15 protein-coding genes are annotated in these 17052 nt (G+C 48.5%); 9 read left to right on the top strand and 6 right to left on the bottom strand.

Translation table 11 applies throughout. From position 1 onward, the window contains the following. Window positions 1-131: 131 nt before the first annotated feature. From ACFQ3J_RS17350 to ACFQ3J_RS17340, 3 genes are all read right to left on the bottom strand, one after another. Complete coding sequence (locus ACFQ3J_RS17350; protein ID WP_251582970.1) at window positions 132-1112, bottom strand: Gfo/Idh/MocA family protein; 981 nt, start codon at window positions 1110-1112, stop codon at window positions 132-134. 364 nt (window positions 1113-1476) lie between these two features. Further along, window positions 1477-3132, bottom strand: coding sequence for a glycerol-3-phosphate dehydrogenase/oxidase (locus ACFQ3J_RS17345; protein ID WP_251582972.1), 1656 nt, complete (start codon window positions 3130-3132; stop codon window positions 1477-1479). 279 nt (window positions 3133-3411) lie between these two features. After that, entirely contained in the window at window positions 3412-4068 is a 657-nt protein-coding gene (locus tag ACFQ3J_RS17340; RefSeq protein ID WP_251582973.1) for a GntR family transcriptional regulator, read from the bottom strand. Between the two features lie 237 nt (window positions 4069-4305). On the opposite strand from ACFQ3J_RS17340, the gene ACFQ3J_RS17335 reads away from it, so the two are divergent. From ACFQ3J_RS17335 to ACFQ3J_RS17310, 6 genes are all read left to right on the top strand, one after another. Then, window positions 4306-5226, top strand: a complete 921-nt coding sequence (locus tag ACFQ3J_RS17335) for a phosphate/phosphite/phosphonate ABC transporter substrate-binding protein (RefSeq protein ID WP_251582974.1) — start codon at window positions 4306-4308, stop codon at window positions 5224-5226. A gap of 35 nt (window positions 5227-5261) precedes the next feature. After that, entirely contained in the window at window positions 5262-6029 is a 768-nt protein-coding gene (gene phnC, locus ACFQ3J_RS17330; RefSeq protein ID WP_091160169.1) for a phosphonate ABC transporter ATP-binding protein, read from the top strand. Window position 6030: 1 nt separating this feature from the next. Continuing rightward, window positions 6031-6822: a phosphonate ABC transporter, permease protein PhnE gene (phnE, locus tag ACFQ3J_RS17325; RefSeq protein ID WP_251582975.1), complete on the top strand. Its 792-nt coding sequence runs from the start codon at window positions 6031-6033 to the stop codon at window positions 6820-6822. Next, window positions 6819-7658, top strand: a complete 840-nt coding sequence (phnE, locus tag ACFQ3J_RS17320; RefSeq protein ID WP_251582976.1) for a phosphonate ABC transporter, permease protein PhnE — start codon at window positions 6819-6821, stop codon at window positions 7656-7658. Before phnE (ACFQ3J_RS17325) ends, phnE (ACFQ3J_RS17320) begins: the two co-directional genes overlap by 4 nt. 44 nt (window positions 7659-7702) lie before the next feature. Beyond that, a complete protein-coding gene (locus tag ACFQ3J_RS17315; protein ID WP_251582977.1) occupies window positions 7703-8716 on the top strand; it encodes a tyrosine-protein phosphatase in 1014 nt (337 codons plus the stop codon). A 175-nt stretch (window positions 8717-8891) separates the two neighbouring features. Beyond that, window positions 8892-9128 carry a hypothetical protein gene (locus ACFQ3J_RS17310; protein ID WP_379293510.1) on the top strand — a complete coding sequence of 79 codons (237 nt, stop codon included), beginning with the start codon at window positions 8892-8894 and terminating at the stop codon, window positions 9126-9128. A gap of 516 nt (window positions 9129-9644) precedes the next feature. On the opposite strand, the gene glpK is transcribed toward ACFQ3J_RS17310, so the two are convergent. Continuing rightward, window positions 9645-11138 (bottom strand): glycerol kinase GlpK, encoded by a 1494-nt coding sequence (gene glpK, locus ACFQ3J_RS17305; RefSeq protein WP_251582978.1) that lies wholly within the window; start codon window positions 11136-11138, stop codon window positions 9645-9647. Between the two features lie 15 nt (window positions 11139-11153). Further along, complete coding sequence (locus tag ACFQ3J_RS17300; RefSeq protein ID WP_091160161.1) at window positions 11154-11720, bottom strand: glycerol-3-phosphate responsive antiterminator; 567 nt, start codon at window positions 11718-11720, stop codon at window positions 11154-11156. 332 nt (window positions 11721-12052) lie between these two features. Here ACFQ3J_RS17300 and nagE point away from each other — a divergent pair, with 332 nt between their 5' ends. Beyond that, window positions 12053-13528 carry an N-acetylglucosamine-specific PTS transporter subunit IIBC gene (gene nagE / locus ACFQ3J_RS17295; protein ID WP_251582979.1) on the top strand — a complete coding sequence of 492 codons (1476 nt, stop codon included), beginning with the start codon at window positions 12053-12055 and terminating at the stop codon, window positions 13526-13528. Between the two features lie 111 nt (window positions 13529-13639). Here nagE and ACFQ3J_RS17290 read toward each other — a convergent pair whose 3' ends face one another. Next, entirely contained in the window at window positions 13640-14398 is a 759-nt protein-coding gene (locus tag ACFQ3J_RS17290; RefSeq protein ID WP_251582981.1) for a GTP cyclohydrolase II, read from the bottom strand. A 406-nt stretch (window positions 14399-14804) separates the two neighbouring features. Between ACFQ3J_RS17290 and ACFQ3J_RS17285 the strand changes: the two genes are divergently transcribed. Further along, window positions 14805-16064 (top strand): ABC transporter substrate-binding protein, encoded by a 1260-nt coding sequence (locus tag ACFQ3J_RS17285; RefSeq protein ID WP_251582983.1) that lies wholly within the window; start codon window positions 14805-14807, stop codon window positions 16062-16064. 45 nt (window positions 16065-16109) lie between these two features. Next, on the top strand, window positions 16110-17051 hold the full coding sequence (locus ACFQ3J_RS17280; protein WP_251582985.1) for a carbohydrate ABC transporter permease: 942 nt from the start codon (window positions 16110-16112) through the stop codon (window positions 17049-17051). Window position 17052 lies beyond the last annotated feature (1 nt).

Raw genomic sequence — 17052 nt, 5'->3', positions numbered from 1 at the left:
TTATAGAAGCCGGAGTACTCTCGGCTGCTCTTGATAGATTGATGAAGAACAGCCCTGTGCGGAATGAATGAGATTTGTATCTGCGCAGGGCTGTTCGATATGTCGAAAGTACATTCACTGAACACTGAAGGTCATAGAAGTGATACGCGTTCCCCTGTTTCCGCAGACTTCAGGGCAGCAACAGTGACCGCTTGAGTACGAACCGCGTCCGAATAATCCGAGCGGATACGGCTTCGATCGCCTGTGCGCAGTGCATGGATGAAGGCTTCATTTTCCAGCAGGTATGCGTTACCCTTATTCTCTACTGTCGTCATTCCTGCAGGTTCGGGCTGAGCAATTTGCAGCCTCTCCGGATTCCAATCCCATACACCATGAGATGAATAGAAGGTCAGCCCGCTACTACCCGGCACACCATCCGGCAGAATACATGTATTGGAAATATTCGCTACCGCACCGTTACCAAGCCGTAAATTGACCGTTCCTACATCAGGCACGCTTACACCTTCATGCAGCTCGTGGAGACTCCGGTTTGCGTACATTGCCTGGACTTCCACTACTTCTCCGGCTACATATCTCAGCAAATCCACAATATGCGTCGTTTGTTCAATAAATTGTCCGCCTGATCCTTCCTGGCGCCGCCACCAAGCTACTCCCGGCATGCCTCCATTCCATGCTCCACTTGCCATGCCGATGGTTTGCCCGGCCAGATCCTTCCTGAGCAGTTCCACTGTCTCCTGATAACGGAAATGATAGCCCACCGATGTCAGCAGCCTCTTCTCCCGAATGGCAGCATCCATCTTCTGTGGCAGAGCAAGATCGGTCGCCAGCGGCTTTTCAACCAGAAACGGGATGTTTCGTTCAATAAGTGCGAGCTCGATCTCACCATGAGACATTGGCGGAACACAAATATATACCGCATTCAGCTGTTCAGCATCCAGCATGTCCGTAAGCTGATCGTATCCATTTGCATCATATTCTGCTGCCATTCGGTCTGCCTTCTCCAAGCTTGTCCCAAGGATTGCCTGAACTTTAACGCCCTCCATCTGCTGCAGAATCCCGGCGTGCACCTTGCTGAACCAGCCTGTGCCTATAATTCCAATTCTGAGTGTCATCTTCAAATTCCCCTTTTCAAGTTAAGATAGCGATTACACAATGATCGGTACAAACAGTCAGCCTAGACAACCCATGAAACGCCTCCGTATGTTATCATCATTTCCTTATTAAGGATAACAAATTTAGGCTCTGATCTCTATGTGAACAATGGATAACCTGCTGCACTAGCAGCATTGAAACGCTTCAACTAGATATACGCTAGTATTGATACAAAAACGCCCTTTTTTCGAGGGCATCTTAATCACCGCTATTGTGTATAAGCGGCTGGCATGGGTGCACTGCGGCATATGACATGAGACATGAGACATGAGATAAGTGTGACAGAGTCACATTATCCTGGATTGCTCATATGGTCTGATGGTTTTAGCCTGCTGCCGGCTTGGCCTCTGTAATAAGCTGGTCGAGCTCCTGTGTGTAGATTTGCTGCTCGACATCTGTCCATCCATATACCATCGCCATGTATTCAATGACGGGAGTCTTATATTTCTTAACCCAATCCATATGGAAGAAGAGCGCTCCTGTGCGGCGGATGAAAAAGTCGGCTGGCGTTACGGCCATCTCTTCCTTCATTGCATAATTCAGCTGCATGAGCACCTCAATCGGCAGGTTTACGCCAAGAGAATATTCACTTCCTTCTGTATGCTGGAATAACCGTTCTGCATTCGCCCCGTACATCTGTGACAGCCGTGCCGCATCCGCATGTGTCAGTCCATGCCGCATACCGATTTCCGTCATACGCTGAACATACGCAGGATAGCCTGCACTTCCGCCGACTTGGCCGCCCGATATCGGCATACGGATAGTTTGACATGCCTTGAAAGGCCCTTTTCCTTCGTTATGCAGCAACTTCGCGGTCAAATCCACAACGTTCTCCGCCATCTTGCGATAACCGGTCAGTTTGCCTCCTGCAATCGTAATGAGGCCCGAAGCAGACTGCCAAATTTCGTCCTTCCGTGATATTTCCGAGGCGCTCTTCCCTTCCTGAAAAATAAGGGGACGAATACCCGCCCAGCCGGATTCGACATCATCAATCGTAATGTCCAGATCACTAAACATGTAGTTGATCGCTTTAATGACATACTCGGCATCTTCTCTCTCAATCACGGGATTCGCGAGCTCACCCTTGTATACGGTATCCGTCGTACCTACATACGCCTTGCCGTCACGTGGAATGGCAAATACCATTCGTCCATCCGGTGTATCAAAATAGATCGCCTGCTTCAGTGGAAACCGGCTTTGGTCGATGACAAGATGAATGCCTTTTGTATGCTGAAGCACTTTCCCTTGCTTGGATTGATCCTTCTCTCTCAGTTCATCGACCCATGGTCCAGCCGCATTCACAACCTTAGCTCCATGAATGGTGAAGTCGGAGCCTCCGATCAGATCCTTCGCATGGATACCGCACACCCTGCCGTCTTTATAAACAAACGAGTTCGCCTTGACATAGTTGACAGCGAGAGCACCGTTCTTCACGGCTTCCTTCATGACTTCAATCGTCAGTCTCGCATCATCCGTCCGGTATTCCACGTAGTAGCCGCCGCCCAGCATTCCTTCTTTCTTCAATAAAGGCTCCTTGCTGAGCGTCTTCTCCTTGCTGAGCATGACCCGTCGCTCGCTTCGCTTCACCCCAGCCAGAAAATCGTAGACACGAAGCCCAATGGAGGTCATGAACTTGCCAAATGTCCCCCCTTCATAGAAGGGGAGCAGCATCCACTCGGGCGTCGTCACATGAGGTCCATTCTCATATACAATGGCACGTTCCTTGCCGACCTCAGCCACAACATCGATCTGCAGCTGCTTCAAATAACGCAGTCCTCCATGCACGAGCTTGGTGGAACGGCTGGATGTGCCTGCAGCGAAATCCTGCATCTCAACGAGAGCGACCTTCATCCCCCGAGTCACGGCATCCAGTGCGATACCAGCCCCTGTTATTCCGCCTCCTATAATCAATAAATCAAATTGATCCTTACCCATCGCCGCTATGGCGTCCGTTCTGTTCAGTTCAGCAAATCCTGTCATGCGTATGACCTCCGCTTCTTGTATTTATAAACAGAAACAGAAAAAGAGACCACGAAATAAACATTATCGGCATAGCGCCTTCAAATGTAATCGCGGTCTCTCCTCGTCTCCTGACAACTATTAACTTGTTACGACTATCATAACACGGGTTACCCGTTATGCAAACCTCTAACTGGTAAATGACATTTTATATTGCGGCCTTTGGCCTTCTTTGGCCTTTGTTTGAAAGTGTGTCCATTCTTGCTCCATTGACGAAAAAGAATGCTCTGCTCTCTTTCACTAGAACTGTCCAGTAGCCAGCATTCGCTCCCTCGACAAACGGCCCAGCGACAGCACAACCGCCTGGGCAGCATCATAATCCTGCTCCGCTATCACCTTCAGTGTATCCCGATTAATTCCAATCGCACTATAATGCTTAATGTTGGGTGTAAGCTTGAACCGAACCATGGCATACATACCTAGTTTATCCTTGAAGGAGTCAAAGGTACTCAGCATTACGCTGTTACCAATCGACTCTACGATCTCCCTCATGAACAGAAAATGATGATCAATATAAGTCGCATAATCATTATTCTGTTCTGCAAGCCGCTGTGCCTCTACATGGGCAGCCAGTGATTCAAGATCTATATAAATATCTCTGCTGCGGTCCTTCATCACTTGAAAGCAGTAGAAGAGCATGGATTGAATTTGTTCATTCAAATCAATGAACTCCTTGCTGTTGATTTCCCTGACCAGCACTCCGCGATTCTTCAGTGCTGTTACATATCCTTCCGATTCGAGACGAGCAATCGCATGACGGACAGGCGTCCGGCTCATCTGAAACTCTACAGACAGCTCATTCTCCGACAGCAGTGTACCCGGCATTAATTCACCTCGGACGATTTGATCACGCAGCAGCGTGTATGCCGTATCAACCAGCGAGTTTTTCTTCATCATTTATGTAGTCCCTTTCTGCCCATGACTTATACTCACACTCGATTGTTATCATAATTCGAACAAAATATCTATTATATATGAATCATTTTACCTCATCTTAACAGTATGCGTAGAATTGCCGCAACCCTCCCAAATATTTTACAAATCCTCAAAATTGCCAAGACATTCCTCTTACATTCAACTTGTATCCTACTTGTGTACCACAGAATATGAACTTCAAAATCGGGAGGATATATCATGTTAAAAAATAGGGGTCGTCAAAGCTTGATCGTATCACTTGTACTTATGCTCGTTATTCTGTCCGGCTGCGGAGCCGAAGCAGGCTCAACCTCTGCTGAGGGTGAGGGAGGGATGCCTGAAGTGATTCGAATCGGCATGATGCCAAGTGAAGAAGGCGAGATGAACCGTTCGCAGGATCAGCTAGCCGCAGACATTACAGAAGCAACCGGCATTCCTGCTGAAATTTTTGTGGCTGAAGATTACAACATGGTTATTGAAGCACTGCGTGCAGGCAAAATTGAAATCGGGCTGATCGGCCCATTCGGATATATCATTGCTACGGAACGTGCTAATGCCAAGCTGCTTGTCCGTTCAGAAAGTGATCAACCATCAAATACCGTGATCCTGGTTCAGAAGGATTCCCCTTATCAAACGGTACAAGATCTCGAAGGAAAAGATTTCTTGTTTGCTGATCCGGCTTCCACATCCGGAAATCTGTACCCGCGTGCAACTCTGATGAAAGAGCTTGGCCTGACGAATGAAGAACTGGATTCCTTCTTCGGCAGTGTAGCTTTCTCCGGCGGACATGATAAGTCCCTGCTTGCGCTGGCTAACGGCAATGCAGATGCGATCGGTACTTCAAGCCTCATGGTGCCAATGATGGCAGAATCCGGTCTTGTGAATGAAGATGATTTCCGTGTCATTGCTGAATCAGAGCCGATTGTCGGCGGAGCACCGCTATTATATCGTCACGATTTGCCTGAAGAACTAGTAACACAGCTGCGTGAGCTTATGGTAGGTTATCATGAGAAAAACCCTAGCTTCCTGGAAAGTGTGGGTGCTGCTCGTTTTGTAGAAGGCAGTGACAGCGATTTTGATCCGATTCGTGATGTAGCAGAGGCTCTTGATATGTCTCCAGAAGAACTGTTAAGCAAATAAGCGGAGTATTTGAAACGTGAGGAGGATTTTTTAATATGACACTACTACAAGTGGAAGGTTTATCCAAAGTATATCCAGACGGAACAAAGGCGCTTGATAACCTCGATCTTACGATTAATCCAGGAGAATTCGTTGTCGTCATCGGGCCGAGCGGAGCAGGAAAAAGCACCCTGCTTCGCAGCCTGAACCGCATGATTGAGCCAACAAACGGCAAAATTCAGTTTAAAGGCAGCGAGACCATGGGGATTAAGGGCAAAAGGCTGCGCGAATTGCGCCGTCATATGGGTATGATTTTTCAAGGATATAATCTTGTCACCCGTGTGTCCGTACTAAGAAACGTGCTTCATGGCCGATTGGGCTACATGAATGCGTTCAAGGGAGCCCTTGGCCTCTTCTCCAAATCAGATACAGAAGCTGCGAAAAAAATGCTGCAGCGCGTCGGTTTGTTCGAACAGATGTACAAGCGGGCCGACGAGCTGAGCGGTGGACAGCAGCAGCGGGTAGGTATTGCCCGCGCACTTGCGCAAAGACCCGATTTGATTCTGGCAGATGAGCCTATCGCGAGTCTTGATCCCGCTTCATCGGAAACGATCATGAACTATTTGTACACGATCTGTAATGAGGAAGGCATTGCCTGTCTATGCAATCTGCATCAGGTAGACATTGCGAAGAAATATGCATCCCGTATTATCGGCATCCATAAAGGAACCAAAGTATTCGATGGAACACCAGATGAGCTTACGGATGATATGATCCGGCTGATCTACAACCAGACCAATCCCCAAGTGAAGGAGACCGCCTGACATGAATGCGGCACAAATGCAATCTGCCCGTAAAATGAAACGCACCCAAACGATACTGTTTGTCATCGTGCTGCTTGCGCTCATCATCTGGTCCTCCATCGGTGCTGAGTTTACACTGGGAGCTCTGTTTACAGGAGTTGGCGAGAGCTTCCGATTTATCTTTTTCGACTTTTTACCGCCGGACTTCTCATCCCTGTCCCAGCTCGTCGAGCCTGCTCTGCAGACATTATATATGAGCGTCGTTGCGATGGTTATCGGATCTGTTGTTGCTGGACTATTGTCCTTCCTGGCTGCTGCCACAACGAGTCCGCATCCTTACCTGCAAGTATTCGTTCGAGCGGCGACTTCACTCTTCCGGAATATTCCGGTTATTATCTGGACCATCCTGCTTGTCGCTGCGTTTGGACTCGGTGCGGTCGTAGGAACGATGTCGCTGATCCTGATCTCGATCGGGATGCTGACCCGCTCTTTCGCCGAAGTGCTTGAAGAGATTGATATGGGACAGGTTGAAGCCGTCCGTGCATCTGGCGGAAGCTATTTTCAAGTGCTGTCTCAAGCCGTTGTTCCGCAATTTCTGCCCGGATTTATAGGCTGGACCTTATACAACTTTGAAATTAACGTACGCGCCTCCACGATCGTCGGCATGGTCGGCGGAGGAGGTCTCGGATTTATTTTGCAATCGAAATTGAAATTGTTTCAGTACCAGGAAGCCAGCATGGCCGTTCTGCTCGTGCTCGTCATCGTCCTTATCGTTGAAACGATTACCAATCGCGTAAGGGAGCGGATCATATGAGTATGCAGCTAAACGAACATAAATCATCCTTTACGGTGATGACATCGGCCGTCGAGCCGCCGAAGCCGAAGAAAGACAAGCTGCTTGTGATCGGTCTTCCGCTGGTTGCTATACTGTTTGTATTCAGTCTCCTGCAGCTGCAGTTCGATTACGCCAAGATCGCCGAAGGCTTCACGAAGCTGTGGGGTTATATGGGAACGATGTTCCCTCCTGACTTCTCCGATTGGAAGCATGTCCTGCTTGCTGCAGTAGAATCACTGCAGGTGGCCATTATCGGCTCAGTGCTTGGCATTGTCATTGCATTCTTCCTGTCTTTTCTCGCGGCGAGCAACCTTACACCTCATCCGCTGCTTGCATGGGTGATCCAAAGCGCAGCCTCCCTGCTGCGCGCGATTCCTACTATTGTGTGGGCACTCATATTCATCGTGTCTGTCGGACTTGGTCCGCTTCCAGGGGTACTGGCCATCGCCGTCTCTGCCGCAGGCATGCTCGTCAAGGTATTCGCACAGTCGCTTGAGGAGATCGACAAGGGCGTACTTGAGGCGATGCGGGCAACCGGTGCCAGCTGGCTCCAGATCGTAATGCAAGGAATCCTGCCGACTGTGAAGACGGCGTTCATTGCCTGGTGTGTGCTTCAGCTCGAAGGCGGTATTGCTGAATCCACCATCCTCGGTGCAGTCGGTGCCGGCGGGATCGGATTTGAAATGACGCATGCGATGAAATCGTACAATTTTGCGGCAGCTTTGTTTGTCGGCCTGGTCGTCTTCGTCATGGTGTTCAGCGTGGAATTTATTGCAAACCGGTACAAAATGAAGCTTAAGACACGTAAGAGTTAGCAGATTTGTTTAATGATACTAACGTGAAATCCGAAGGAGGATTTATGATGTCAACATTCAACCCCTCATTAGAGCAAGGACCTATCGTGCAAGCGAAATACACCAGCAATAATATCATTACACTCGCCTGGAATATGCCAGAGAGCCTTGAGGCTGAAGCGATCTACCTCTCTGCAAGTCCTGAATTTGATGAGAACAATAGCACACCGCTTGAGGTTCAGATTGAGCCGGTAGGTGCATCCTTTACAAGAACACCACTCCCTGGGCGAAGCTATTATCATGTGAAGTTTAACGACGGCTCCGTTACGACCGTAACCGACCGGATGATTCATACCGATGGCGTCGTTAATTTCCGTGATATGGGGGGATATCATACAGAAGATGGACGGACAACTCGCTGGGGAATGCTCCTGCGTTCCGCAGATCTGCATGAACTAAGTGAACAGGATCTGAAGACCGCAGATGCGCTGGGAATCGATTGGATCTGTGATCTTCGCAGTGATTTTGAAGTCGCGAGCCGCCCGAGTCCTGCAATTGGTAAAGCGATCAACACCAATATCCCTTTCATGGCGGAAGCGAGTCCGCAAGAGATGCAGAAGATTGGACTTGATCTGAATGCAGGCTATAAGGCGATGATCTTGAACACTAACAAATGCTCCCTCATTCTGCATGAGCTTCTAACAGAAGATCGTGGTACTTCCTTGTTCCACTGTGCGGCCGGTAAAGACCGTACTGGAGTCGTATGCGCACTGATTCTTCTGACGCTTGGCGTACCTCGCGAGGTCGTCATTGAAGATTACGAGCTGACCAATCTAGCGATAGATGGACTCCTGCAGCGTTTCCTCTCCGGAAATAACAAGGATCATATCGATCAACTGCCTGAAGAGATGAAGAAAGACTGGAACGGAGAAGTACCGGAGATGATGAAGGCAGCTTTCATACGGGCTTCACTGGAGGCCATCGACGATAACTATGGATCATTCGAGAACTACCTCCACAAGGGCCTTGGCATTACAGAGGAAGAAAGAACACAGCTTAAGAACAAGTACTTGGTGTAAACCATTCAACAAACAATAAACATACCCCATCTTTTAGCTCTGGTTCATTATGCAGTCAAATGAACCAGAGCCAAAACAAAGTCCGGTCGGCGAATTGCCAAGCCGGACTTTAACTTTCCCCTCTCCCAGTTTGAGGAGGGGGTGCTGCTTACTGACGGTTCCACTTTCGGAGGGAGTGAAGTATTCAGGGAGAAGCGCAGCGTTCGTATTTGGACAGGAATGGCTTCCTTATAACCCATTCACTGCCATTCCTGTCCAAGAACGATCGTACGGATTATTCACTACCGGAGCAGCTCAAGAACCGTCCCTCTCTGGCATCGCTCTTAGTTCTTTTTTAGCTCTCTACTCTATAGCTCTTGCAGCTCTAGTTCTAGTTCATTACGCAAGTCAAAATGAACCCTACCAAAAATAAAGTCCGGCCGCGAATTGCCAAGCCGGACTTTAACTTTCCCCTCTCCCAGTTTGAGGAGGGGGGGCTGCTTACTGACGGTTGCACTTGCGGAGGAAGTGAATAATTCAGGAAGAAGCGACAGCGGTCGTATTTGGACAGGAATGGCTTCCTTATAGCCTAGTTCACTGCCATTCCTGTCCAAGAACGATCGTACGGATTATTCACTACCGGAGCAGCTCAAATGAACCCTACCAAAAATAAAGTCCGGCCGCGAATTGCCGAGCCGGACTCTAACTTTCCCCTCCCCCAGTTTGAGGAGGGGATTGCTCCATATAGACGGTTCCACTTGCGGAGGAAGTGAATAATTCAGGAAGAAGCGACAGCGGTCGTATTTGGACAGGAATGGCTTCCTTATAACCTAGTTCACTGCCATTCCTGTCCAAGAACGATCGTACGGAATATTCACTACCGGAGCAGCACAGGAACGGTCCTGCACTACATCTCTTCCATCTTTTCTTTCACCGTCATCTCATACATCTACACCTTAAATACCATCGCAGCCTCCACAGCCTTCTGCCAGCCTGCATACAGCCGCTCTCTCTGCTCTTCAGCCATCCCCGGCTCAAATATCCGCTCCGATGCCCACTGCTCACATATCTCCTCCCTGCTGCTCCAGAATCCAACGGCAAGGCCAGCAAGATAAGCCGCTCCGAGCGCCGTTGTCTCACTGATGACCGGCCGTTCTACCGGGGCACCCAGAATATCGCTCTGGAACTGCATCAGCAGATTGTTCTTCACCGCTCCACCATCGACTCGAAGCTTAGCAAGGGTATTTCCGGAATCCTGCTGCATCGCATTCAGTACATCCCGCGTCTGATAGGCCAGTGATTCCAGCGTGGCACGAATAAAATGCTCTTTGCTCGTTCCACGTGTCAGCCCAAATACGGCACCTCTAACCTCACTGTCCCAATACGGACTCCCCAGTCCAACGAAGGCAGGCACCAGATATACGCCTTCCGTTGAATCCACACGGGAGGCATACAGCTCGCTGTCCTTGGAGTCTTTAATCATGCGAAGCCCGTCTCGCAGCCACTGAATCGCCGAGCCCGCTACAAAAATACTGCCCTCCAAAGCATATTCAATCTTGCCATCAATCCCCCACGCAATCGTCGTAATGAGTCCATGCTGTGAATTAATGGCCCGTTCTCCCGTATTCATCAGCATAAAGCAGCCTGTACCGTAAGTATTCTTGATTGCGCCTTCTTCATAACAAGCCTGACCAAACAGTGCAGCCTGCTGGTCTCCTGCAGCACCTGCAATCGGGACCTGTGAGCCGAAGAAATGATACGGAACCGTATGTGCATACACTTCGGAAGATCCGCGCACCTCGGGCAGCATCGCTCTTGGAATATCAAGCAGATCCAATATTTCCTGATCCCACTCCAGCTCATGAATGTTATACATCATGGTGCGGGAAGCATTTGAATAATCGGTTACATGGGCTGTACCGCCTGACAGCTTCCAGATCAGCCAGCTGTCTATGGTCCCGAACAGCAGCTCGCCCCGCTCTGCTCTGTCTCTTGCACCTTCCACATGATCTAATATCCATCTGACCTTCGTTGCGGAGAAGTAAGGATCGATGAGCAGCCCTGTCTTCTGACGAATCATATCTTCGTGTCCTTGGGCTTTTAGATCCGCGCAAATATCCGCCGTCTGTCTGGATTGCCATACAATCGCGTTATACACCGGATGACCGGTGTCCTTCTCCCACACGACCGCTGTCTCCCGCTGATTCGTTATTCCGATTCCGCCGATCTGGGAAGGCTTCACCTCCGCTTCTGCCAGACAAGTCGCAATGACAGCGAGAATCGAGCTCCAGATCTCACTGGGGTTATGTTCAACCCACCCGGGCTGTGGGAAATATTGAGGGAACTCCCGCTGAGCGGTGTATACGATCTCCCCTTTTTTATTGAATAGAATGGCTCTCGAGCTGGTTGTTCCTTGATCTAATGACATGATGTACTGTTCCATCTGCTCTACCTCCTGTTAAACGGCGCTATTTTGATAGTGAGCGATAAGCTCATGATTTGATGTGGTTACAAATGTGGCTCCCGCCTGCATGGCATTATCTACATCCTCTACGGTCCGGATCAGGCCGCCCGCAAATATCGGTATTCCGGTTCTGGATGAAACTTCTTTGATAATATGGGGCATAATACCAGGAAGAACTTCAATATAGTCGGGCTGAGTCTTCTCGATCAGTGCGTAGCTCTTCTCAAGTGCAATGGTATCAAGTAAAAAGACGCGCTGAATCGCGATCAATCCCTTCTGCTTGGCAACGCGTATGACCCCAGCACGGGTCGAAATGAGACCGGCGGGACGAATCTCTTGGCATAGAAACTCGGCAGCGTACTCATCGTTTTTGAGCCCATTGATCATATCGGCATGAAGAAGTATCTTTTTGCCATGCTGCTCTGCAAGCTTAACAATATGCTTCAGCTGAGCGACATGAGAATCGAGAAGAACGATATACATATAAGGACTGTTTAATACTCGTTCCAGCTCTTTTATACTCTTGACGGCAGGTAAAATAGGCAGCGAATGAAAAGCCATATGCCCTCCCCCTAATAAAGGTAATTGTTGTCATATACGTATGAAGCGCTTTCAAAGAAAACGGGCGTAAAGTCTTGATTTTAGTGATCTTTTTCATAGTTAATCTATCCGGTTGAAGTGAAGAAGTCAATACAGGGCACATGCAAGATGCAAAAGTCCTATTCCATCTTCCGCAAATATAGTTATAATAGCAAGTGTCGCAAAAATACTTTTCTGTTTTTATACCAATTTAACGAAAACTTTTTTCATCTATTTAGGGATTTTGCATAAAACCCAAAAAGAAAGCTAAATCGACTATGCAAAAATCCTAATCAAAAAGGAGTGCAGTAAGCATGTTAAAAGGTCTTCAAAAGCTCGGCAAGTCGCTGATGCTTCCGGTCGCCACTCTGCCTGCAGCAGGTATTCTCCAAGCTTTTGCTTTAATAGACTACCAACAGGATATTCCGCTCGGAGCTGTAGGCGGTTTCATTAACCAATTCATCACCCCATTTCTGAATGCGGGTGCAGGAACGATTTTCGGCAATCTCCCAATTATTTTTGCCGTCGGTGTTGCCATTGGTCTCGCAGGGGATGCCGTAGCCGCGCTGTCTGCCGTCATCTCTTATCTCATTCTGGTAAAAGTTCTGGAGCAGGTTCCGCTTGTCTTCGGATATATCCCGGATGATGTTGTGCTCGATACAGGCGTGCTTGGCGGATTTATGACCGGATTGCTGGCTGCGTATTTATATAAACGATTCCATACGCTCAAGCTTCCGGAATGGCTGGGCTTCTTCTCAGGTAAGCGGTTTGTTCCCATCATTACTTCAATCGCAACTATTGTGCTTGCCGTACTGCTCGGTATGATATGGAGCCCAATTCAGGATGCGATTGCTGCGTTTGGTAATTGGGTAGTTAGTCTTGAAGGTATCGGTGCATTTATCTTTGGTACGGCCAACCGGCTGCTTGTACCGATCGGTCTGCACCATGTTCTGAATTCGATCGCCTGGTTCCAGATCGGGGACTTTACGAATGCGGCAGGAGAAGTTGTGCACGGTGACCTGACACGTTACTTTGCAGGAGACAAAACAGCAGGGATGTTCATGTCCGGGTTCTTCCCGATCATGATGTTCGCCATGCCGGCAGCAGCGCTCGCGCTGATTCATACCGCGAAGCCGTCCAAGCGAAAAATGGTAGGCTCGATCTTTATCGGTTCGGCCATTGCTTCCTTCCTGACAGGGATTACAGAGCCGCTTGAGTTCTCATTCATGTTCCTGGCACCAGTACTATATGTCATCCATGCCGTTCTGACCGGTTTATCCGGATTCATTATGTATATGCTGGACGTCAAGCTGGGCTTCGCGTTCTCCGCAGGCTTAATTGATTACCTGCTCAACATGAAGCTGTCAACGAATCCGCTGCTCCTCATACCGGTGGGGCTTGCGTTCGGGGTGGTATACTACTTCCTGTTCCGCTTCGTTATTGTCAAATTCAACCTGAAGACACCAGGACGAGAAGATGATGATGAACTTGTAGAAGGTACGGGAACGGGAGATGCCTCTGATAAGCCTGCAGCACCTTCTGACTCTGCAGAAGGAGACACAAAGGCAGATAAAGTGCTTCATCAACTCGGCGGCGCTGATAACATCGAGAGCATTGATGCCTGCATTACAAGACTGCGGCTTGTCGTTCGCGATGAGAAGGTTGTGAATGACGCTGGGCTTAAGAAGCTGGGTGCGGCGGGAATTATGCGTCTAGGCAACGGTGCGGTCCAAGTTATCTTCGGTACCCAATCCGAAGCGCTCAAGGATGAGATCAAGAAGAAAATGTAAGTCAATTGATGATTTGATTCAAGTTAGCCCTCCTTTCAAATAGAGCATGATATAAGAAAACCTGCTGAAATTTTCAGCAGGTTTTCTTCATTCGAAGCATGATAGGATTGATTAAGACAGCAGTACATCTCGAACCCATTCCGCATTTTCCTCCAAATGCCCCGATCGACTCACCTTTGTCTTCAAGTACTTGTCGTTATAGGCCGAGCGATCACCCCAGAGCGGAACTCTGCCGCTTACCAGCATTCCCGCCTTCTGCAGAGATGCTAGCTTGCGCGGATTGTTTGTAATCAGGCGTACCGGCTCTTCCCTCAGCGCTCTTAACACACGGATGGCCTCACTGTAATCCCGCTGATCATCGGCAAAGCCAAGCGCCAGATTGGCATCGACCGTATCATAACCCTCTTCCTGAAGCAGGTAAGCCATCGTCTTGCTGAACAAGCCAATACCGCGTCCTTCGTGATTGGCCAGATAGAAGACTGCACCTGCGCCGTGAGCAGCGATCATCTTCATCGACTCCTGCAGCTGGAAGCCGCAGTCACAGCGCTTGCTTCCAAAGATATCACCCGTATGGCAGATGCTGTGCATCCGTATCATCGCATCCGGATGGTTATCAAAATCCCCATACACCAGTACACTCGATTGCTGCTGATCAGCAAGCTGCGCATTTGCAAGGGAGGCGATGAGCTCCTGCTCATCCATCTGCTTCTCTGAGGTGATCCAGCTATACCACTTGAACTCTAATGTATTATCCTCGATGTTCACCGAAAGATGTACAGGACCGACCAGATAGATGTGCTTCTCGCCTTCATCGCCGCCGATCGTCTTTATTTTATTTTTCAATGTTTGGATCGTTTCGTTCGTGATCATTTATGCTCCCCCAATTCAGGTCTTACTTGTACGCTATATGGAACCATATATTTATCGTATTAATTGCCACAAGGTATGTGCCATATTTCCTTTAGTTACTTTACGTAAGTAATTATAAAATAGATTAGTCACACCTGTCAATATAAAACAGAGTAAACAACTAAGAATAATAATTATTTGTATATGCTTAATTCACAGAAAACCAATAAAACCAATATCCACTAGAATAATTTCCTCAGCCGTTAAAATGTAAATACCAAATTGATTCAGCGACTAACAATTCGGGGATTTTATGGTATTATGTAACAAACATCTTAGATTCTACAGAAAAACCTCATATCTTTCTTCTTGTCTCATATCCATAGTTATGCGAGTAACAAACGAAGACTACCAAGGGGGAAAATCTATGAAACGGACGTCCTTGATTATTGTCAGTCTCATTTTTGTGCTTGTCATGAGCGGTTGCAGCTTTGGTGCATCTAAGGATTCTTCCGTATCCAGCAAAAAGATAACGCTTACATTATGGTATTGGAATCGAAGTATTGATGATGGGCTTCTTGCAAAAGCAAAGGAACAATTTCCACACATTAATTTGGTCACTCAAAAAATCGGCGGTGATTTCAAATCGAAGCTGAAAACCACGCTTGCCGCCAAATCCGGAGAGCCCGATATCGTTGCCCTGAACGACTGGGTCATGGAGCTCTTTCCGAGTGAGGACCGATTCTACGATTTATATGAGCTCGGAGCTGCCGAAGTTGAAGACCTCTATCTTGACTGGAAATGGCAGCAAGGAGTTACGCCAAACGGCAAAATGATCGCGTTTCCGATGGATACCGGTCCCACCGCACTCTTCTATCGCCAAGATCTATTTGAGCAGGCCGGACTGCCAACCGATCCGGATGAGGTCAGCCAGGCCCTGTCTACCTGGGAAGACTATATTGATGCAGGCCTGAAGGTCAAGGAGACCTTTGATGGCAAGGTATTTATGACCGACAATATTGATAACGTTTACAATCAGATCATTTCGCAAAGTGAGCAAAAATATTTTACGGAGGATGGGCAGTACATCGGGGATCAGAACGAGGTGATCAAATACGCATGGGATACAGCTGTTGCATTCTCCAATAACGGCCTCATTGCAAACGCTGAGCACTGGACACCCGAATGGAATGCGGGAATTAACAAAGGAACGATCGCTTCCTATGTCGGTGCCGTATGGATGAAGCAGCCACTGCTTGAAGCGGCTCCAGACAGTGCAGGGAAATGGCGGGTAGCAAGGGCACCTGGCGGAGATGGAAATGTCGGCGGTTCCTTCCTCGCCATCCCTAAATCCAGTGAGCATCCGCAGGAGGCCTTCGAGGTCATCAAATGGCTGCAAAGCCCAGAGAACCAAGAGACAGCGCTATCCAATCTCAACCTCTTCCCGTCTACACCGGGTGTATTTGACAGCGAAACGGTTCAGAAGGAAGAAGAATTTTTTGGCGGTCAGGTTACCGGAGAAGTATTTGCAGCATCGGCGAGCAACGTTAAAGTCTCCTTCTTCGGCGAACGTTACCCTGCCGTGCATGGCATCATGACCCGCTGGCTGAAGAACATCGCCAATCTGAATCAGGAAACAGCCTTTGATGAAGCGCTGCAAAGGATCGAACGGGAATTGAAGCGATAGGAACCACCTGCACGTATTCCTCACTTACAAAAGGAGGCTACCGATATGCAATCTCTGGAACCGAAAACAGGCTCATCCTATGTGCCTACAGCCAAAAAAGAATCGCTATGGTCGGAAATCTGGAAAAATCGAGCCGTATACACTGCCATTTCTCCCTTCTATATTGTGTTTGCCATATTCGGTCTGTTCCCGATCGGATTCTCTCTATATCTTGCCTTCCAGAAATGGGACGGCATCGGTGAAATGACGTATAACGGATTGAACAACTTCAGCTACCTGGTGACGGATCCGGAATTTTGGCAAGCGGTTGGGAACACCTTCATTATCTGGATCTATTCCACCGTTCCAATGCTGTTCATCGCCCTTGTCATTGCCTTCCTGCTTCACGCTCCATTCGTCAAATTCAAGACCTTCTTCCGGGTCGGCTTCTTCCTTCCCAACGTCACGTCCATTGTTGCCGTATCGATTATCTTTGCTGCCCTGTTCTCGAACAATTACGGCATATTCAACTATATTCTTAATCTCTTCGGGATTCCCATGGTGCAATGGCTAGATACAGGCTGGGGAATTAAGACGGCGATTGCCTCCATGGTCATTTGGCGCTGGGCAGGCTACAATGCCGTCATCTATCTGGCCGGACTTCAAGCCATTCCACAGAATCTGTACGAAGCAGCTAAGATTGACGGCGCTACCGGCGCTCAGTCCTTCTTCCGCATTACGATTCCACTACTCCGTCCTGTAATTCTGTTCACGGTCATCACCTCCACGATCGGCGGTATGCAGCTGTTTACCGAACCGCAAATCTTGCTCGGCAATGATGGCGGGGTCGGTGGAGCAGGAATGACGATTGTTCTGTATCTGTACCGTGAATCCTTCATTAACAACTATTTTGGATATGGTGCAGCTATCGGCTGGGGCATGTTCATCATTATTGCACTGTTCTCGATTCTTAACTGGAAGCTCGTTCAAGGCAAATCATCCAATTAGA

The sequence above is a fragment of the Paenibacillus provencensis genome (genome assembly GCF_042678545.1).
In the GTDB taxonomy this organism is placed as follows: Bacteria; Bacillota; Bacilli; order Paenibacillales; family Paenibacillaceae; genus Paenibacillus; species Paenibacillus provencensis.
Note: the sequence above shows the minus strand (reverse complement) of the source record. Positions and strands in the feature narration are given on the sequence as shown.